Source organism: Pontibacter locisalis, from assembly GCF_042684605.1.
GTDB lineage: Bacteria > Bacteroidota > Bacteroidia > Cytophagales > Hymenobacteraceae > Pontibacter > Pontibacter locisalis.
The window spans coordinates 311,997-333,439 of the sequence record NZ_JBHULU010000012.1; the positions used below are offsets into that span (position 1 = coordinate 311,997).

General features: G+C 46.0%; 11 protein-coding genes and 1 tRNA gene. 7 read left to right on the plus strand and 5 right to left on the minus strand.

The genetic code is table 11. The features are described from left to right. The first annotated feature begins 37 nt into the window (after positions 1-37). From ACFSRY_RS09470 to ACFSRY_RS09500, 7 genes are all read left to right on the plus strand, one after another. Positions 38-113: transfer RNA gene (locus ACFSRY_RS09470), tRNA-Met, on the plus strand. A 244-nt stretch (positions 114-357) separates the two neighbouring features. Then, a complete protein-coding gene (locus tag ACFSRY_RS09475; RefSeq protein WP_377505963.1) occupies positions 358-765 on the plus strand; it encodes a hypothetical protein in 408 nt (135 codons plus the stop codon). Between the two features lie 501 nt (positions 766-1,266). Further along, positions 1,267-4,947 carry an Ig-like domain-containing protein gene (locus tag ACFSRY_RS09480; protein ID WP_377505966.1) on the plus strand — a complete coding sequence of 1,227 codons (3,681 nt, stop codon included), beginning with the start codon at positions 1,267-1,269 and terminating at the stop codon, positions 4,945-4,947. Between the two features lie 3 nt (positions 4,948-4,950). Continuing rightward, positions 4,951-5,910, plus strand: coding sequence for a PorP/SprF family type IX secretion system membrane protein (locus ACFSRY_RS09485; RefSeq protein ID WP_377505969.1), 960 nt, complete (start codon positions 4,951-4,953; stop codon positions 5,908-5,910). A gap of 637 nt (positions 5,911-6,547) precedes the next feature. Further along, entirely contained in the window at positions 6,548-11,503 is a 4,956-nt protein-coding gene (locus ACFSRY_RS09490; protein WP_377505972.1) for a T9SS type B sorting domain-containing protein, read from the plus strand. A 5-nt stretch (positions 11,504-11,508) separates the two neighbouring features. Next, positions 11,509-12,471 carry a PorP/SprF family type IX secretion system membrane protein gene (locus ACFSRY_RS09495; protein WP_377505975.1) on the plus strand — a complete coding sequence of 321 codons (963 nt, stop codon included), beginning with the start codon at positions 11,509-11,511 and terminating at the stop codon, positions 12,469-12,471. 10 nt (positions 12,472-12,481) lie between these two features. Continuing rightward, on the plus strand, positions 12,482-14,479 hold the full coding sequence (locus ACFSRY_RS09500; protein WP_377505978.1) for an OmpA family protein: 1,998 nt from the start codon (positions 12,482-12,484) through the stop codon (positions 14,477-14,479). 84 nt (positions 14,480-14,563) lie between these two features. Here the strand turns inward: ACFSRY_RS09500 and ACFSRY_RS09505 are convergent, their stop codons facing one another. The 5 genes from ACFSRY_RS09505 to ACFSRY_RS09525 all read right to left on the minus strand — a co-directional run bounded on the left by ACFSRY_RS09505 (position 14,564) and on the right by ACFSRY_RS09525 (position 21,387). Further along, positions 14,564-15,331 carry a 3-hydroxybutyrate dehydrogenase gene (locus ACFSRY_RS09505; RefSeq protein WP_377505981.1) on the minus strand — a complete coding sequence of 256 codons (768 nt, stop codon included), beginning with the start codon at positions 15,329-15,331 and terminating at the stop codon, positions 14,564-14,566. Positions 15,332-15,407: 76 nt separating this feature from the next. After that, on the minus strand, positions 15,408-17,900 hold the full coding sequence (locus tag ACFSRY_RS09510; RefSeq protein ID WP_377505985.1) for a TonB-dependent receptor: 2,493 nt from the start codon (positions 17,898-17,900) through the stop codon (positions 15,408-15,410). A gap of 37 nt (positions 17,901-17,937) precedes the next feature. Beyond that, positions 17,938-18,927, minus strand: a complete 990-nt coding sequence (locus ACFSRY_RS09515) for an alpha/beta fold hydrolase (RefSeq protein WP_377505988.1) — start codon at positions 18,925-18,927, stop codon at positions 17,938-17,940. Further along, complete coding sequence (locus tag ACFSRY_RS09520; protein ID WP_377505991.1) at positions 18,917-20,461, minus strand: sodium:solute symporter family transporter; 1,545 nt, start codon at positions 20,459-20,461, stop codon at positions 18,917-18,919. Before ACFSRY_RS09520 ends, ACFSRY_RS09515 begins: the two co-directional genes overlap by 11 nt. Before the next feature lie 170 nt (positions 20,462-20,631). After that, a complete protein-coding gene (locus tag ACFSRY_RS09525; RefSeq protein WP_377505994.1) occupies positions 20,632-21,387 on the minus strand; it encodes a LytR/AlgR family response regulator transcription factor in 756 nt (251 codons plus the stop codon). Positions 21,388-21,443 lie beyond the last annotated feature (56 nt).

Sequence of the window (21,443 nt, forward strand, 5' to 3'; positions counted from 1 at the left end):
TAAGAAACAAAAGTCTACTTTTGCATCATACTAACAGTGCGGGGTGGAGCAGTTGGTAGCTCGTTGGGCTCATAACCCAAAGGTCACAAGTTCGAGTCTTGTCCCCGCTACCAAAGATTAAGATAATGGCTTGTAAGTGAAAACTTGCAAGCCATTATTGTTTTTAAGGTGACCACATTCCCTCCAAACTAAAGGCTACTACAAAAACTTAAAGCGTTACGCTCTCTTTAACATACCTGCCAGAGTTCCGTTTAATAACTCTTTGGTTGGCTAGGTTTTCTTCTTTGGACATGCCGCTGTTATTTTACAGCCAGATGTCAGGAAAGTACTTACATTTGCAATTCATTTTCCAGCTGCATGATAATTCATAACGGAATAATTACCCTTGACTATGATCCTGCAAAGGATGTTTTGGTAACTAGTTTGCCAGACATAAGAGAATTTGCCTCATCGGAAGTGAGTTTCTGCCTTGGCCTGATTATAGAAAGCATTCGCAACTTTGATATCAAGTATCTGTTGCTGGATTCCAGTAACTCTGTTGTTGAAGTTGAAGACGAAGCTTATAAAACTATTACAAAGAGTTTCGCTTTGGACCTGATGAGCACCCGGTTAAAGAAGCTGGCTCGTGTGGGAACGAAGGATATGAAGCGAGAAGAGAAATCGGCCAAAATTTCGGAAGAACTCAGACAAGAAGTTAATTTTCCAATGGAGTTTGGTAACTTTTCAACTAAAGAAGAGGCGATGGAGTGGCTTCTACAAAATTAAGGTGCAGCTTCACACCAAAGCTTTTATAGAAGTAGTTTTTCTCTCCTGCAAACAACGCTGCCTGGTTCAGATCTGAACCAGGCAGCGTTGTTTTGATGCACACATAACTTTATGTGAGCATGTCCTTTATAATTTTTACCTTAGTGTTCCAAAGTCAGCACTTCTTGTAGCTTTAAGAGACTCAGGGAAGCTGTTATTTAGGATATAATAAGGTGCATATTTGAATACAATTTGCAGATTACAAAATCGTTAGCTAAATAAGTGCTATTAAAAAAAGATGTTGCTATGTAACCTTTTACAGGAATTACCAATAGAGGTATAGGATGATTGTGAGCCTGCCTTCAGCACTTTTCTACAGGTTTACCTCTCTAAAACATCTTTTAAGTAGTTCTGTTTACCCTTTCAGGGAATGGCTATGGTGTTGCCAAACCCTGTTATATATTGTTTTCGTAATGTATACAAAGCTGTAAAGCTCGTATTTCACCCATTAAAAAAGTTTGAATGCGTCTTCTTCTACCGAAGCATCTATACTTTAGCTTGCTGTTTCTGTGCCTGTTTTTTGTTGAGCCTTTGGAAGTTCTGGCGCAAGCTCCGAGCTGTCCTGCTACTGTTACAGCAGACGGAAGAACTGTTTTATGCCAGGGAGAAACAACAACACTAAGAGCTAATGCAGGCGCTGGGTTAACCTACCAGTGGATAAAAGACGGTGCAGATATTCCGGGGGCAACCGGTGAGACAATTCAGGTAAGTATAGCCGGCACCTATAGTGTTCGTGTTTCAGGAGGAAGTTGCACGACTAATACTTCTGCAGGGACAGAAATTGTCGTAGATCCTCGTCCTAACCCTCCCGGTTTTATAGTAGATCCCTCCACAGTGGAGTGTTCCGGAACACCACTTACTTTTTCTGTTAATGCCCCTCAGCCGGACCTTATTTATACCTGGGATTTTGGAGATGGAAATACCGACAGGGGAGCGGAAGTATCCCATACCTATGACGTCAGAGGTACTGGTGTGGCGACCTATACAGTATCCGTTTTTGCAACCAGCACAACATCAACCTGTGAATCAGAGCCTGTTTTGCGGGATGTTCAGGTGAAACGTCTGCCTGAGATTTCCTTTACAGAAAAGAATAATTTTCTGACCTGCATAGAAGATTCTGTTGCGGACGAGGACATTGAGGTGACGGCAGAGATCACCAACACCACTCAGGAGCCATACTTAACAGATATAAGAAGCTACACTGTAGACTGGGGTGATGGAACTGCCCCTGTTATATACCGACTTTCAGATTTTCCGATTTCAAACCCTAACCCTTATACTGCTGAAGGCGATTATGAAATAGTAATTACAGCCTTAGCAGGTAATCGCTGTACCGAAACGTTTACCCAAACTTATGTTGTAAGCAAAGACCCCAAAGCTGGTTTTGAGATAGATAAGCAGCGGGAGGAACAGGATCAGCAACCTCCATGTGTGCCTGTGGTTGTAACCCCAACCGATACTGCGTCTGGCTTCGGTCTTAGTTATAAATGGTCTGTGCAGCCAGAGCAAGGGTGGTCGTTTGTAACTGGTAACGACAGTTCTGCTGCTCCTGTGTTCCTGTTTGAACAATCAGGTGTGTATACTATTGAGCAAATTGTAAGCAATGCCTGTAGCAGCGATACCACATCGCAGGGAATTGTAGTGGGCTGGCCACAAGTGCAACCGCCATCCGGAGGTACATTTTGTGGTCCTACCTCAATTGATTTCAGTAGTAGTGGCCCTGCAGGTGGCGGTGGAGGCTCTGGCGCCGGTAGTATACTAGTAGATAAAAACTTAGGGGAGAATGTTACTGTGGCTGTAAGTATAACAGGTCCAAAAAGCTTTTCCCAAACATTCAACTCCGAAAGCTTCAACTTCACTTTCAACTTCGATACACCCGGCCGCTATCAGTTAACAGTCGTTGCGACAAATGAGTGCGGTAACTCTAACCAGATTACCGGAGGTCAGGCAACTCCTGTAGAATACGTTATTCTGAAACAACCCACAGCACCTACTGTGCAAGCTCCTGGTACTGTTTGTGAAGGCGATGCCGTAACTCTTACTACTACAGGTGGTGGTCCGATTTTCCTGTGGTTCGATAATAATGCGCCGGGAGCAATGCCGATAGCAGATGGTCCTGCTTTTACCACGCCGGCCCTTGCCAGCGGCGCTACTTTTTATGTTGCTGCTGTAGATACGGCGAATGGAATTGTGTGCCAAAGCCCTCTAACGGCAGTTCCAATCACAGTAAGAGACAGGATAGCCAACAATATTATTGAGGGTGATGAGACAATAAGTGTGTGCAAAGGTGGTACCGTGGCTGAACTGACTGGAAGTACACCAACAGGAGGAGATACAAGTGTTCCATACAGCTATACCTGGATACAAAGTACAGCCGGCCCGGATGCAGGCTTTACAGCAGCAAGCGGAACAAATACCAACAAGAACTATACACCTGGAGCCGTTTCCTCCACTACCTGGTTCAGGCGTGTGGTAAGTTCAGCGAGTTGTACGCCGGATACCAGTAATGTGGTGCAGATCATAGCCGTTGATCCGGTTCCTGCTACCGCGAACAGCATTGGTCCTGCACAGGAAATTTGTGAGGGCGATACACCGCAGCAATTAACAGGCACTGCTCCTTCCGGCGGTGCGGGGCCTCCTTACACATTCTTGTGGGAAATAAGCAGAACAGGCCCTGCCACTGGTTTTGCCGCCGCTCCAGGGCAAAATAATGCTGCCAACTATACAATTCAGAACCTGCAGCCAGGAGATACGTGGTTTAGGAGGAAAGTCACGTCTGGCGGGTGTACGACACCATCTGAGCCCGTTAAGGTAACAGTGTATCCAAGGCTGGCAAACAATACTATTACTCCTCCGAATCAGGATGTATGCGCTGGCACGGCAACATCATCACTCACTGGTTCAGCGCCTACCGGTGGTAAGCCAGGCCAGTATGAGTATGTGTGGCTAAGCAGCACGACAGGCGTAGACGGAAGCTTCACACCTGTGGCAGGTAACAGTAATACACAAAGCTACACACCTGGTTCGATAACAGGAACGACCTACTTTAAGCGGGTGGTAAGCTCTGTAGGATGTAACCCGGATACCAGTGAGGCAGCTGTTATCAGAATAAGGCCGGCAATTACAGGCAACAGTATTACAGGTAACCAGGAAGTTTGCTCAGGCGTTGTGCCGAACGAGTTAACAGGTACCCCACCTTCGGGCGGCAACGGTGGATTCACCTTCCGCTGGGAAAGCAGTATAAGTGGGCCAAATTCTGGCTTTACTCCGGCACCTGGTCCTAATACCGGACCAAACTATACACCACCTGCGCTTACCCGAAACACCTGGTTCAGGCGGGTTGCCATATCCCAGGGTTGTGAGAATGCTTCAGAAGCAGTGGCGATTACTATCTTGCCATTGCCTGCCTCGCCAACACTGACTGTAAAAGATGCGAGGGCTTGTGTGGGAGGCTCAGCAACCCTTGAGGTGGTGAACGGAAACGGCAATACCTATGAATGGTTCACTTCTGCCACAGGAGGAGATCCTGTATTTGTGGGGCCTACATTTGTAACCCCAGAGCTTTTCCAGAATACTACTTATTATGTGCAGGCTGTAAACAACAATGAATGTACAAGTGCCACACGTACAGCAGCCAATGTAACAGTAGTAACACCTGAGGCTAATGCAGGAAATGATATTACCATCATCCAGGGCAGGACTGCAGAATTAAGAGCTACGGGGGGAACAACATATCTTTGGGAGCCAGCAGAAGGCTTAAGCAACCCTAATGTTGCTAACCCTATTGCGCGCCCTGATGTTACTACAACCTATACTGTAACCGTTACTACGGCAGAGGGCTGTGTTGACACAGATGAGGTAACAGTAGAGGTTATTCCTGCGCTTTCTATACCAAATGCATTTACTCCCAACCGGGATAATGTGAACGAGGTTTGGGAAATCGGAAACATTGAAAACTATCCGGATGTGAGGGTAGAGGTGTTCAATCGTTGGGGCAACCTGATATTTACGTCCAATGGGTATGGTACTCCTTGGGATGGTACTTATAATGGGGAAAACCTTCCGGTGGCTACCTACTACTACATGATTTATCTTAACAAGACAGAGAAACCTATCTCAGGTCATGTTACCATTATTCGTTAAGAGATGAGCAGATTAGTATTAGTAATATCGATTCTTACCACTATGGCTTTGCAGGCATATAGCCAGCAGCGGCCACAGTATAGCCAATACATGCTCAATAATTTTCTGCTCAATCCGGCTATAACCGGTATCGAGGATTATGCAGATATCAGAATAAGCAACAGGCGGCAATGGGTAGGGTTGGATGGAGCCCCTGTAACCTATTATCTTACCGCGCATACCCCCCTGAATAAAGGCGCTTCTGGAACAAAGTACCACAAGGGCCTGGCACATCATGGCATAGGAGCATCTTTCCATACAGATAAAACAGGACCCTTACGCAGAAGCGGACTTACCTTTTCATACGCTTACCATATGCCCGTTACCCGAACCATAAATGTATCGGCGGGAGCTGCGGCGGGTGTTATCCGCAACAGTATAAATGCGGGTGAGTTAGAGTTTAATAACCCGAATGACCCTTTAGTTGGAGGTGGGAACATTAGTAATAATGTTCTTGACCTGAACCTGGGTCTTTGGCTTTACTCTAAGAACTTTTCGGTTGGAATAGCAGGTGCGCAGCTTTTAGAAGATGTGGGTAGCTTTGAGCCGGAAGGAAGCAGTAACCCTACCCTCGATCTGCAGCGACACTACTTTGCAACTGCCAGTTATAGGTTTTCACCAACCTCAGAGTTAGATGTGGTGCCCTCCATAATGGTGAAGCTGGCAAACCCCAGCCCGGCTTCTTTTGATGCCAGCGTGCGTGTACTTTATAGTAAGCAGTTTTGGGTAGGAGGTTCCTATCGGCACGAAGATGCTTTGGTTGCTATGGTGGGAGTTTATATAAGCCCTCTGCTCGATGTCTCCTATTCATATGATGCCACCATATCTAATTTAAATAAAGTGAGCGCCGGCACACATGAAGTGGTTGTAGGGTTCAAACTACTGAATACCCGTCGCATCATCTGTCCGCAGTGGATATGGTAAAGTAATTAGGCTCTGACAGTAAGCCTGTAACTTCATCAACAATGTTTGATTACATATTTTTATTCTAGTAGCTCTCCCTCCTCCTCTTTCTACTATACTATTCAAACCGTGTTCAGGAAGTTTAAATTGTTGTTTTGTTAACAGACTGCGTGCTGCTCAAGTGGCTCTGTTATCCCTCTCCAAAACTATCCTCATCAAATATTTTTTTTCATCTTTTTGCAAGTTATAACTCTTGTGCTACCTTTGCGCGCCCCTCATAGGGGCTATAAACAAAGTTCAATTTAAAGTTTAACAATAGAGCTAGAGCTTTCTGTGTCTTTGGGTTTTAGGTTGAAGAGCAGGAGGTCCTGAATTCCCATATAAAGCTTTTTCTATATTTTTAAATTTAATTATATCAATATAATTTGGATTGTATTAAAAAATTGTAAATTTCAGAAGCATTTTTTTACAAACCATTCCTGGATTGCCTTTTACACGGATTTATTGTAGTTATCAATAGCTTAAATTGTACCTGGGTAGAGCAGGTGTTATGTGAAGTGGAACTGAGGCGGCTGACTTTATGCAAATTATTTTGCTGATTTATCCGCGTGTATTAATCTAAAAATTAAATCTATATAACAAACTTTTACAAGACCCGATGAGAAGTTTATTTGGAAAAGTTATACTCCTGGTAGTATACTTTTGCGCTTTCACTACGCTGGCTTTTGCACAAAAAGCCCCTCCACTTGGCGCTGCACATGAATATCATGCTCTGGCAGAAAAAAAGGTAACTAATAAAAAAAGTAAGGAAGAGAACCTGAGGCTAGGAGTTGCCAATGGTTCTGTAAGCGGGCTATCGCGGGTAGCCTATTCACGTCGGGCAGATATAAATAACAATGCTTCTCGGCAGGCGATACATGATGCACGATTGGCTTATGACAACGCCCTCAGGCAGCCGTCTATTGCCGTAACGTCATGGCAAAAAGACTTCAATCCTGGAGTATACAAAGTAAACGGAACCGCAGCTTTCAATGGTATTGTGTCTTTAAATGATGCAGGTCAGGCGGCTCCGGTTTTTATCTTCCAGGTGCCCGGCGACTTATCTATTTCAGATAGAACTGTGCTGGAATACGCTCAGAAAGTATCTGCTGAGAATATTGTCTGGGTTGTGGATGGTGATCTTACTATAGGGAAGAATGCAAAGGTAGCAGGCACCTTCCTGGCAAAAGGTAAAATTACTTTAGGTGATGGTGCACGCCTGAACGGACGTGTAGTTTCATTGAATAACCAGGTAGTACTTGGGCAGGCTGTTTTAAATACCCGTTCCGATCTTAGTGTAGCTATCAGCATAAGTCCAAGCGCTTCAGGCACGTCATCTTATTTGAATGGTGAGGAAGTAGACATATTTTACCGGCTAACAAACAATGGTCCTGCAGATGAGACAGGTGCTATTATGAGAAATATCTCCTTCACAGGGGACTTTATCAGTAGCTCATCCAGTGTGCAGGGTGCCAACTATAATGCGCAGCAGAAAGAGTGGAATGTCCGCAATCTGGCTAGTGGTGAAACAGCCACCCTTACGCTGCGCGTGAGGCTTAGCAGAGCCGGACTTGGAATTGCTCAGGCCTTTGTAGAGGGTATCAATATCGATGAGAATATTGCGAATAACTCTGCCTCGATAACATACTGCGTGCTTATGCCATCCACGGGTACTATTACAGGTTCGCAAGAAGTATGTGTAGGCAGAACTTATGACTACAGCATTGAGCCTGTGAGCGGAGCTACCAGGTATACCTGGACTGTGCCGGCTGGCTGGAGCTATACGCAGATCACTGACACTCAAATTAGAGTTACGCCGACTACTGTTACAACTCCTTCGTCTCCTGCTGTGATCTCTGTGCAAACCAGTAACATCTGCGGCGACAGCCCGGCACAAACTATTAACGTAGCCTCAACAGCTGACAGGCCGGAACAACCGGGAGCAATTACAGGCCCAACTGCTGTATGCGCACAAACGCAGGGGCTGACCTATTCGGTAGCGGCTGTGCCAAATGCCACTTCTTACATCTGGACACTTCCTGAAGGAGCAGGATGGGCCTTCGCAGAAGGAACAGAAACAGACGGAAATTCAATAACAGTAACTGCAGGTACTGCAGGAGGCACTATTACAGTAGTGGCAGTAAATGCTTGCGGGATGAGTGATGTGACAGCAACAACAGTAGCCGTAAGTGTGGAAGCACCTACTGTAAGCGTTATACGTGGTGCAGTAGATCCGTGTGTAGGCAGAACTGTTACCTATGAAATAGATGCTGTTGCCAATGCACTGGAGTACCTGTGGGATGTACCTGGTAATTGGGCAATTATGTCTGGGCAGAACACGAATAGTATAACAGTAACAGTGGGTAGTGATCCGATTGTTATTTCTGTAGCAGTGAGAAATGCCTGCGAAACAAGTCAGCCCAGAACAATATCTGTAACTCCTACACTTGATGTACCACCGGTGCCGGGAGCCATAACAGGCCCGGAAAATGTGTGTGCAGGAAAACAAGGACTTACCTACTCTATTAATCCGGTTGCAGGTGCCAAGAGTTATGTATGGGAAATACCAGCTGACTGGAAACTGGTTTCAGCAAATGGTGGCACTAGTATAACGGTTGATGCAGGCACAGCAGCCAGTGGTACTATAGCGGTAAAGGCAATTAACAGCTGTGGTGAAGGTACTGCGAATGCTCTGGCGATTGAGGTTACTCCAAGTGTTCCTGCAGCACCAGGTGCTATAACCGGAAACCAGTTAGTTTGTGCAGGACAAAAGCTGACTTATAGCATAGCTCCTGTAAGTGGCGCCACTTCTTATAGCTGGATAGTTCCTGGTGATTGGAGAATAGAGTCGGGTGAAGGAACAAACTCTATTGAAGTAACAGCCGGTACAGACAATGTTACTATAGCTGTTAAAGCAGTAAATGTTTGCGGTGAAGGGGATGCTTCTGCACTGGAAGTGATCTCTCAGAACGCTGTGCCAGTAGCTCCTGTGTTTGTTTCCAAGCCAGCTGAAGTATGCGAAGGTAAAACCGGACTTATTTACAGTGTGACACCGGTGGATGGCGTTTCTGCTTACAATTGGCAATTACCAACAGGGTGGTCTATCGAAAGTGGAGAGGGTACGGCAAGTATCACTGTAACAGCAAGCTCTACCGGTTTAACCCAAGGCACTGTATCTGTAACACTTACAAATGAGTGCGGTACAGGCCCTGCAGCTAGTACAGCGGTGAAAATAGAAAATTCGGTTCCTGATCAACCTGCTGCTATAAATGGCAAAGTTTCGGCTTGTATTAACGAACAGAACATAACTTACTCCATTGATCCTGTTGCCAATGCCACTTCCTACAGATGGGCTGGCACAAACGGCTGGACAGTAACTACAGGGCAGGGTTCAACCAATGTGACAGTAACAGCTGGTACAGCAAACGGTACTATTTCAGTGGTGGCTGTTAATGTTTGTGGCGATGGTGTTGAAAGACAACTTGCAGTTTCTGTTTCAAATGATGTGCCGGCAATGCCAGCCGCGATCACAGGTATGGCCACTCCGTGTGTGGGCAGAGAATATACTTACACAATCAGTGAAGTGGCTGATGCACTCGGCTATACATGGTCTAAGCCAGCTGATTGGAGAGTGGTTGAAGAAAATGGAACTACTTTCAAAGTGATTGCGGGAAGTGACAAGGGAACAATTAGTGTAACTGCCAATAACAGCTGTGGGTCAAGTACAGCGCAAACTTTAGCGGTAACTCCTACAGCAGAGGCACCAGCAGGTATCACAAACATTACTGGTACAACAAGAGCTTGTGTGGGCGATGTGCTTACTTTCAGTGTAAATGCTTCCGCTAACGCCGTTTCTTATGCCTGGAACGTGCCAGCCGACTGGACAGAACTTACCGGACAGGGAACAACACAGATCTCTGTGAGAGCAGGTGCTACAACCGGCCCAGTTAGCTTAACCGCAACAAACGAGTGCGGAGAGGTAACAATAAGCAAAACAGTGGCTATCTCAACTACAGCTCCAGGCACACCAGGTGCAATAACAGCAGCACCTGCTTTATTGTGTGAGGGTGCCGTGGCGACTTTCACTATCGAGGAGGTTGCTGGTGCTGACTCTTACGCGTGGAACTTCCCGAGCGATTGGATGAAGATGGGTGGTACAGACGCCAGAAGTATACAAGTAAAGGTTGGTAAATCAGCAGGTGACGCGACGGTGAAAGCTATCAATTCCTGCGGAAGCAGCACCGAAAGCACATTAGCTGTAGCACCTCAGCCAAGTACGTTAGTTGCTCCTGCTGCGATCACTGCTTCAGAGCCTGTCTTCTGCCAAAACGCAACCAACCTGAACTACAGCATACCAAGCGTAGAGGGAGCAACTAAATACGAATGGAATGTGCCAGCTGGCTGGTTAGTAACATCTGGTTCTGGAACAACAGCTATAGTAGTAAACGCAGGTTCAGAAGGCGGAAACATAACTGTTACCGCAAGCAATGAGTGTGGTGCAACAGTGAGCAAATCACTGGCTGTTCAGCCTAACAAGGCTCCGATGGCAGTAACCATTACAGGTCCTGTAACGCCATGTGCCGGAGAAGCGGCAACTTATAGTGTAGCAGCTGAAGCGGGTGTAACCTTCACATGGAACTTCCCTTCCGGCTGGACAATGGACCCAGGTCAGCAAGGCAACAACACAGTTACAGTAACGCCATCAGCCACGGCTGGTCCTGTGAGTGTAGTTGCATCAAATGATTGTGGAACCAACGATGTGGTAGAGTTGCAGGTGCAGCCAACGAATGGAGTGCCGGCAGCGCCTGGTGCGATCACCGGAACAGCAAAAGTATGTGCGGGTCAAACCATAACTTACACAGCAGGTGCTTCAGCAGGAGCAACCTCTTACGTGTGGACACTGCCGCAAGGCTGGGCACTAGTGCCGGGCACACCTGCTAATACAACACAGATACAGGTAATAGCAGGCAGTAATCCAGGTACTATTTCGGTAGTGGCGAAGAACAGCTGCGGAAACAGCGCGAGCACCACGAAAGCCCTGGACGCTAAAGTATTGGTTGTACCAACTGCCATCGTAGATAGCAGCTCGCCATGTGTCGGGTTGGTTTACGAAGTAACGCCAACCGCTGGTACTACCTACAACTGGACGCTGCCAACTGGCTGGAGTATTGCCTCTGGTGCAGGCACGAATAAGATCACGGTTACAGCGGCGGCAGGTGCTACCAGCACAGGAACTGTCTCAGTAGTAGCGGATAACGGTAACTGCGCCAGCCAGCCAGTAAGCATTATAGCTTACAAGGATCTGGCGAACAGTGTACTTGAGCTGCCAAACGTCTTCTCTCCTAACAACGATGGCAACAACGATACCTGGAGGGTTAAGAATCTGGAGAACTATCCGGATAACGACCTGACCATCATCAACCGTTGGGGTAACGAAGTCTTTAAGGCCAAAACTTACAACAATGGCTGGACCGGAGACGGCTTAAGCGAAGGCACATACTTCTACATGTTGCGTGTGAAGATGTGTGATGGCTCTGATAAAGTATTTAAAGGTTACGTGATGATTGTAAGATAATAGTTATGAAGACGAACAAATGGAGTATAATTATAGTGGTGCTAGGCGTGGTAATATCTCATTTTGCCACTGCCCAGCAGGCACCTCAGTACACACAGTACATATTTAATGAACTGGTGATAAACCCTGCTTATGCAGGTAACAAAGGAATCCTGAACCTCAATGCAACTTACCGTAATCAGTGGTCTGGTTTAGAGGGTGCCCCTACTACTCAGTTTCTGAGTGTTGACGGGCCTACAGGTAAGTCAAACATGGGATGGGCCGGTTATATTGTACATGATGAGATCGGGGCGCAAAGCCAAACAGGCGTATATGGTAGTGCTTCTGTAGGCATAGACATGAGTAACACAGCAAAGTTATCGTTTGGCCTTTCGCTCGGTGCTGTGCAGTACACTATTGATGGAACAAAGCTGACAACAGGTAGTGAAACACCGGATGTGGCCGTGCCGCAGGGCCGCGAGTCGAAAGTGCTGCCGGATGCCAAGATTGGGGCTTTTCTGCACACAGACCGTTTCTTTGCCGGGTTAACAGCTGCCAGCCTGATCCCTTTCGATAGCGATAACATGTTTATCGCTACTCCGCGTCGGCATTATTTCCTGTCAACAGGGTATACCTTTGACCTGAACAGCAATTTACGTCTGAAGCCAAGTGTGCTTTTCAAAGAAGACTTCGACAGCCCGACTAACATTGACCTGAACTCTTTCCTGGTGTATAATGATCGGTTCTGGTTCGGTGTATCCTACCGTACCTCGGCACCAATGTTTACCGATGTGGAGACAGAAAACCTTAAGAAGCGTAACGCCCTAGCTATACTTGCTCAGGTTTACGCCACCCCGAGATTCCGTGTAGGCTATTCTTATGACATCAGCCTTGGGAAGATGAAGAACTACAGCACACATGAGATTTCCATAGGTTATTCCTTCTTCAAATCAGAGAATGGCCGGATTCTAAACCCAAGAAATTTATAGTATCGTACTGATGATGAAGTTACGTTTAACAATTACCATGCTACTGCTGGCAGGCTTCTGTGGAGCACCTGTAGCCCTGAAGGCGCAGGTGATGGAGCAGGCTGAAAAGCATTTCAACAATTATGAGTATGCGCAGGCACTGGAGGCTTACCAGAGTGCCTTCCGGAACGGTAAGACGAGCCTTACCGTTGCACAACGCATTGCAGACAGCTATCGCATGCTAAATAACAGCCAGGAGGCAGAGCAATGGTATGCGAAAGTGGTAGAGTATCCAAACGCTGCTCCTATCAATACCTATTACTATGCAATGGCTGCAAAGCAGAATGGTAATTATGAGAATGCGAAAAAGCTGTTTCAGGAGTATGCACAGAAGGCCCCGGAAAAATCAGCGTTGGCTATGCAAATGGCTGCCTCTACTGATACTGCTGCCGCTTGGATAAACACCCCTCGCTCTTTTGAGGTGAAGAAAGTGGAGAGTCTGAACTCAAGTGCCGCTGACTATAGCCCTGTTAAAGGAGACAATGGTTTATTTTTCGCATCTAACAGGTTGTCCGCAGCAAGTGCGCAGCAGGGTGTGGAGGGTAACTTGCCAAGCAACAATTACATCAAGATGTATTTTGCAGCAGCTAACCCGGACAGCACATTTGCGACACCTGTTCCGTTAGGAGAGGCTATCAATGGAGCTTACCACAACGGTCCGGCAGCGTTTTCAGAAGCTAATCAGACACTATACTTTACAAGGTCTCAGGTGAATAAGCGCATCACCAGGACAGCTATATCAGATCCGACCAGTTGGCTGCGTGGTAAAAACAACCAAACCCCACATACCAACTATCATGGTATTTATATGTCAGAGCGTAAGAACGGTGCATGGGTAAACGTAAAACCTTTCAAGTATAACAACACGAAACAATATTCTGTGGGTCACCCTGCTATTACAGCAGATGGTAGTATATTATACTTTGTTTCTGACATGCCAGGAGGTTTGGGTGAAACAGATATTTACTACTCTGAGCGTCAGGCTGATGGCTCGTGGGGAGCACCGGTAAATGCAGGAAGCGTAATAAATACTCCAGGGCGTGAAAGTTTCCCAACCATTGGCGCAGACGGTAACTTATACTTCTCTTCTAACACACATGTAGGGATGGGTGGCCTTGATATCTTCAAAGCAATTGGCACGCATAAAAACTGGGCCAGCGTAGAGAACATGAGAGCGCCGATAAACTCTTCTAATGATGACTTTGGTCTAAGGATAGATGAGACTGGAAAATCAGGCATGTTCTCTTCAGGTCGCACCGCACAGGGTGGTTCTGATGATATCTACAGCTTTACTTACAAAGAAATCAAGCCATTGCTGCTTGAAGGGCAAGTGATCGCCAAAGCAAGTCCGGCAGATTCTGTAAGCAATGACGGCAGTCCGATTGACAGCGTTTTATTGCAGTTAACAGAAAATGGAAAAAGCAAAACGGTAGAGTCTTACTCAAATGAAAATGGTGAATTCACTCTGGAGCTTATGCCTGGTAAGAACTATACCATCCGTGCTTCTAAAGAAGATTACCTGGCGCAGAGCATGAAAATAGAGGCTGATCCAAACCGTTTGTCTGATTCAGAAAAGCTAGAGCTTGTGCTGGAGCCGAAAAGAGAAAACATTCCGGTTAAGCTGAATAACATCTACTATGATCTAGATAAAGCAGATCTTAAGCCAGCCGCTAAAGTGGAGTTGGATAAGCTCGTTAAGATGTTGAAGGATAATCCGGATGTAAAGATTGAAATAGGATCTCATACGGATAGCCGGGGCCATAGAAAATACAACAGGCTACTTTCAGAGCGAAGGGCTAACTCTGTAGTAGAGTACCTGATCTCAAAAGGCATTGCGCAGAATAGGCTTACGGCAAAAGGCTATGGAGAATATCGGCTAATCAATGAGTGCAACGACTCAAAGAGGAGGACATGTTCTGAAGAGATGCATCAGCAAAACCGCCGTACAGAGTTTAAAATTATAAAATAAGTAGCTTAATCTATAAGTATAAAAGCCAGGGGGCTGCAGTAAACTAACTGCAGCCCCCTGGCTTTTATACTACTTACTAAGTTTCTACTGCGCTGACCACCCGCCATCAATAGGCATCATGGTGCCAGTTAGTTGAGAAGAGGCAGGCGAAGCTAACAGCAGGGCCATCTGTGCAATGGCGCAGACATCTACAAACTGTTTTACAGGCTGCTTTTTCAGCATCACCTTTTCTATTACTTCCGCCTCCGTCATCTGATGTGCCTTAGCCTGATCTGCGATTTGTGCCTCTACTAAAGGAGTTCTAACATAACCAGGGCAAATGGCGTTGCAGGTGATATTAAAAGGTGCACCCTCTAGGGCCAGAACTTTTGTAAGACCTGCAATTCCGTGTTTTGCTGCTACGTAGGCAGCTTTATATTCTGATGCACGCAAGGCATGGGCTGAAGCAATATTAATTATCCTGCCAAATCCTCTCTCTTTCATTCCCTTCCAGACAGCCTTAGAAGTATGGAAAGATGAGGAAAGGTTAACGGCGAGAATAGAGTCCCATTTTTCTTCCGGAAATTCATCAACAGGAGCTACATGCTGTATTCCTGCATTATTTACCAGAACATCTACCTGCCCCAACGCCTTTTCTGCCTGCTGCACCATTTCCCGGATCTGTGCTGGCTGCATAAGGTTAGCTCCTGAAAAGTAGACCTTTACGCCATGCTCTGTAGCCATGTCATGAGCAGTTTCTGTCCCGTTTCTTTCCAGTCCATTTATCAATAAATTGTAGCCATGGGAGGCGAAGTAGCGGGCAATTCCTAAACCAATCCCACTGGTGCCTCCGGTTATAAGAGCGTTCTTCATACTTTAATATTTTGATACTTCCGTAAAAAGGCAAAGCGCCCCATAAGAGCGCTTTACCAACTAATAAACATCTAACCTATTTTACTTTATTCTTCCCTCCGAAATTGAAAGTCAGCTCTGCGTTATACAGTCGGCCAATTTCAGGTGAACCAACATATTCGCGCTGCGCTGTATCAAAAAGGTTTGTAACACTGGCTCCTAATGTAAGCCAGTTGGTAAACTTATAACCTGCACTAAGATCTACAGAAGTAAAGCCGCCAAGAGGACCATAGTTGTAGTTGTAAGGAGCCACACGTTTACCAGCGTTTTCTTCGGCAGCTATCTGAACTCCAGAATAAAAATCATATTCTGGCAGGACGCGCACATTCACTGAGCCGAAGAACTTCTTATCAAAAAGGTCACGAGCTGTAAAGTTGAAGTTAAAGCGGTGCTGGGCTGCATTCAGGCTACTTTCAGCAGCGGACACTTTCTTATCGCCATTGGCATCGTTATCCAGATTATCTGTATCTGTGATGTCTGAGTCGAAGTAGGAATATTTTGCACCAACGCTGAAGAAGTCGTTGATATAGTAGTTTAAACCAAGGTCTGTACCCCAGGAGTTAACATTACCATAGTTCAGATAAGTAAGGTAATAGTTAAGAGCATTAGATGCTTTTTCTGTTACATCTTTGTCTCCTTTCTTGATCACCTTTTCCTTGCCTAAGATAGGTGTGATGCCGGTCAGAGGAGAGATGAAGTTTTCAGACATAGAATACCAGCTGCTTAGGTCAACGAACAGTTTCTCTGTTGGAGTACCTTTGTAGCCTACCTCAAATGTTTGTACCTGCTCAGGCTCCAGCTTTTCAATTGTTCTTATTGCACCAGTCTCTGTATTCTGAATAGTTAAGCCTGCACCGTTACCAAGAATGGCAAGGGCGCCATTGTTAAGGTAAAACTCCTGGAACTGAATTGATGGAGCAGAGTAAGCACGGCCATAAGTTGCTCTGAAGGAACCGTTAAGGGCTGCATAAGTTAGAGCTGCTTTCGGGCTGAATTGTGTGCCGTAGTTATCATGCTGGTCAACACGGGCAGCTACTATAGCACGAAGCTTTGACGTAAGGTTGCGCTCTACCTGGGCTACTGCACCATACTGGTTCAATACGATGTTGCCATCTGCGTCATCCAGGTAAGTCTGGCGGCTGTAGGCTACATCTCGCTGATAACTTAATCCGGTGATTATATCAAAACCACCGAAGCTGTTGTTGTATTGGATTTCACCATTGATACGGTGGCTCTTATCTATGAAGCCAGGAAAAGCGACAGCAGGTGAGCCAGGGAATATTTCGCCAGGCTTGGCACCTGTTTTGGAATACTTATCAGCCTGTGCCGGAGTGGCACCTCTGGCCAAAAGGGAATAGTAGTTTGTGGTGCGTGCGTTTATCTGGTATGTGTCTCCTGCATCGTTCCAGGTGCTATATAACTGTGCAAATACACGAGGAGACACGATTCTACCCTGCAGGTACTGGAAGGTCCAGTCGTTGATCTGGTTACGGCCGTTGTTAGTAACGCCTATGTTAGAGCCTTGCCCGATGCCATAGTCTAAAATGATGTCAGTTTTTTTAGTGGGGCTGTAGTAAAGCGCTGCTCCTCCTCTTTTAAATTTAAAGCCATTATCAACACCATATTCTGGCAATGCTCCCAGGGCTGCATTGTATACTGTGTCAGTAAAAGCGAAGTCCTCACCTTCAGTGTACTCACCGGTTACTTTATAAGCAAATTTGTCTGAGATAACACCAGCATGACGGGCACGGGCACTTAATACATCCTGGTTACCGGCTCCTAAAGAAACCGTAGTGCCAGGGTAGCGGCGTGGGTCTTTCGTAATTGTGTTGATAATACCGTTATGGGCATTTGGGCCATATAAAGCAGAAGAAGGTCCTAAGATCACTTCGATGCGCTCGATGTCTTCTTTCACAACAGTGTTATACAAGCCTGCCGGTAAGCCTGTACCACCAGGTAGCATGGAGTTACGGCCATCTGTGAGCTGGAACATTTTAACGTTGAAGGCATTGTTGAAGCCACGGGCGTTAATACCTACACCAACCACACCAGAACGCACCACTTCCACACCCTGAACTTTATTAAGGAGCTCCCCTACGTTAAAAGAAGGAAGAGTTTCTATATCGCGGGAGGAGATAACACTAATCGCTGCCGGAGCCTCAGTCAGCTTTTCAGGACGTCGTGTAGCTGATACCACTACTTCTTCCCCGATCACGTTAGACGACTTCATGGAAATGGTGCCGATGTCTGTGGTGCCGTTTGCTGGTACCGTCACATCTATTTTAGGATAGGAGTAGCCAACGTACGTAATGCGCAGGTTGTAATTGCCTGCCGGAACGTTAGCAATAACAAACTCTCCGTTTGTGTTAGTGGTCGCCCCTTTGGAAGTGCCTTCTACCAACACAGTAGCGCCAATTAAGGCTTCTTCTGTATCAGCTCCGACCACTCTTCCTTTGATGGCTCCACCTTGGGCAAGCGCCGCCTGCGCAATGCACAGCAGCGAAAGCAGGATAAGGTAAATCTTTTTCATGTTAGGTAAGGTTAGGTTATTGATTATGAGTATAGTTTCATTTTGCACTTTTCTTCAGGAAATCGTGAACAGCTTTGTTAAAAGCTTCAGGCTGTTCAAACTGTAAAAAATGGCCAGCTTCCGGTATCAGAATTACCTGGCTGTTCTGGATTCGTTCTTTACCAACTGCAGCTACATTTTTAGTTGTAAGGGTAGGGTTGAGGTACTTATTAGGTATCAGCGCATCCTGTTCCCCGAAGACAATTAGCGTAGGCACATTTAGCTGAGGTAGCTTCTCATACACAGGTTCATTTACCATGGCTGCCACACTACCCGCTACAGCTTTACTATAGTCATCAAACTGCTCAGATTTCATCATTTGCAGGCGCTCATCCACCATGTGTTGTGCATCAGCAGGCATGATGTAGAAGTTTGATTTATAGTTTGCAGCGACTTGTTCTGGTGTGGAAGCCTGAATACTCTCGGGAGTGACTGTCATCTTAAACAGTTGCTTTTGCTGTTCAGTAAAAGTTTCTAATCCGGCTGGTGCGGCAAGGATGAGACTTTTAACCCGCTCCGGAGCCTGCAGGGCAGCAGTAATAGCAATCTGTCCGCCCATAGAGTGACCTGCAAGAGTAGCCTTCTTTATTTCAAGCTTATCCATGAGTTCAAGAACAGTCTTTGCATAGCCTTCCATGCTGACCTGTACATTCTCTTTAGATGATTTGCCGTAGCCGGGCAGGTCCAGGGCGATGGTTCTGTAGTTGCTCTTCAGTTCAGAAATGTTTTTCTCCCACGCAGGTAAGTAGCTGCCCAGACCATGAATAAAAACAATAGTTTCCTTTCCCTTGCCTTCGTCTACATAAGCAACTGACTGCCCATTGGAAAGCATCATCTTCTTTGCCGGGAACTTGTATTGAAGGCTTTCAAAAACAGGATCTGCTGAGGCTGTGTTAGCAGACTTTGCTGCAGGTGATTGACATTGGCCGTTTAGCCCTGCCAAACACAAAAAAGAAAGCAGAAGCGGGAGTTTATACTTAGTTCTCATATGCAGGTTGTTTAAGAGAGTTAACAGGGATGATCTCCTCCACAGGCACTGGCTTTCGGAAGGAGAAGTACAAAGCGAAGCCTACTATGACAGAGGCAAGTATGGCCAGCGCAGCAGCTATGCCAGGATTGCGCACAGGGGCATCCATATAAGAAGTAAGGCCACCATAGTAGATGGCAAAATGTACTGTTACGGAAGTAACAGAAGCAACCACGGGAGCAACAAGGGGTACCCTCTTCAGGAACATACCGAAAAGTACAGGCACGAAGGCGGCAGAAAAATAAGCGTACACACCGTTCTGTGCAAAGATGCCCACGCTCAGGTTAGGGTACAGGAGCTGGTCAAAAGTTAGTAGGATAGTAACTGCAGCCAGTGCTACAATCACCAACCTATTTATCAGAACACTTCGAACTTCTACCCTTGGTCCAAAAACAGGAGTCAGAATATCAGAGGTAATTGTTATGGAAAGCGACTGGATCAGTCCCTCAAGGGTAGATAGTCCTGCGGAGATAAGACCTAATACAACCAGCAAGCCAACGTAAACCGGAAACTCACTTACTACATAAGCTGACATGATGCCATCCAGAGGAATAGCTTCACCATTTACAGCCAGGTCCGGGAATGAGAGGCGGGCATACAAGCCGGCTATCACGACCAGGAAGAAAAGCGCTTCCGCTGCCACACCTACCAAAAGGTACAGGTTTACGTCTTTCTCATTCTTCAGCAGCAGTGATTTGGTGATAATGTGCGGCTGGCAAACAATTGCTACTCCTATAATTACCTGGCAGAAGATTATCTCGAAGTAATCCCGGAAAAGGAAGCTTTTGGGGTTTACAGGCTCCACGAGCAGCGGATCTACGGCGGCTAGCTTATCCAAGAAACCATGCACGCCATTACTGAAGTGTTCATAACCAGATCCAAGAAGTATAAAGGCAACTATTACCATTAGTATTGCCTGGATCATGTTTGTGTACACCATGGAGTTAGCGCCACCAAACATCATATAGCCAAAGACAAAAACCACTATGCCTATGCACACATGTAGCTCATTAAGGTTTAGTACACTGGCGAGTACTTTTGTTAAGCCCACACAAATAAGCACAATGAATGTGATCAGCAGGAGCGAAAGAAACGCAAAGAAAGTCGCATAGCCCCTGCTCTTGTACACTGCTCCCATCCACTGGGCCATTGTTTGCGCTTTTACGGCAGTACCCATACTTCTAAAGCCTTTGGTAAGTACTACTAAAGATAAAAGCGCAGCAGCCGGCAGTGCTATGGCCATAGAGATAAACCCGCTCACGCCGTACAATGCCACAAAGCCAGGGTTAATGATAAAGGTAGCGGCACTGGTCATGGAGGCGGCCAGTGCCAGTCCTACAGCTACCGGAGAAAAGGCTACGCTTCCTAAGGCATAATCTGAAATAGACCGGATGCGCAGGGCGCCCCGCACTACAAAAAATAGAATAAGTGCAGCGTAAGCGATAACGAGTATCCAACCAGCCGTAACGAGTTCTGAAGGGGCTAAGCTGTTCATAGAGAGCAGTGTTTGTGTAATGCTTTATTCTATTAATTTAGAAAATAATGCACATAGCTCTATAGCTATACTTGCCAACAAAGAATATTTTAAGGTGAAATCAGGAGTGGGTAAGGTGAGGCTTTTTGAAAAATAATTTTTTAAGCTAAAATCCAGAAGAAAGACGGAGACTACAGAATCTGTAACCGCTTTAGCAAAGACTCTTTGTGCGTATTACCTATCGGAATGCTCTTTCCTCCGATCAGAATGTTATTATCTTCAATTGCTTCAATGGCAGTGAGGCGAATAATGTAAGACCGGTGCACACGCATAAAAGTGTTGTCAGGTAAACGTTGCTCCAGGTTTTTTAAGCTTTGGCTAACAAGGTAGACATGCTTTTGAGTTTTAATATTGCAGTAGATATCCTGAGCTTCCGCCCAAACAATATCCTCCAGTTCTACCTTTTCCAACCGGTTACGCACTTTTACAAACAGGGAACCGTGTAGCAGATAATGATCCGGGCTCTCTGTATTCGGTGCAGCTGCAGCATCTGTGGTAGTAGCTGACTGGCTTCTGCTGGCATTATGGATGGCTACTTCGATGCTGCTTTGCAAGGTGCGTATATCAAAAGGCTTTACCAGGTAAGCATGTGGGTTCGTCAGCTTGGCACGATCAATCGTCCCCTTGTCAGAAAGGGCTGTCATGAAAATGAATGGCATTTTAATGGATTTTGAAAGTATGGTAGCGGTATCGATACCATCAAGCTTTCCATCCAGCGTAATGTCCAGTATCACCAGGTCAGGGTTGTGTTTGTGTACCTCCAGTAACAATTCCTCCCCGGAGCTGACTGTAGCACATACTTCATATCCTAACTCCTCCAGAGAAAGCGCAAGGTTATGGGCTATCACCACATCGTCTTCTGCAATTAAGAGCTTTACTTTGGCCATATAAGTGATGCTAAACTCCATCAATATATAAAAATATTAGTGATTCAGAAACTCCA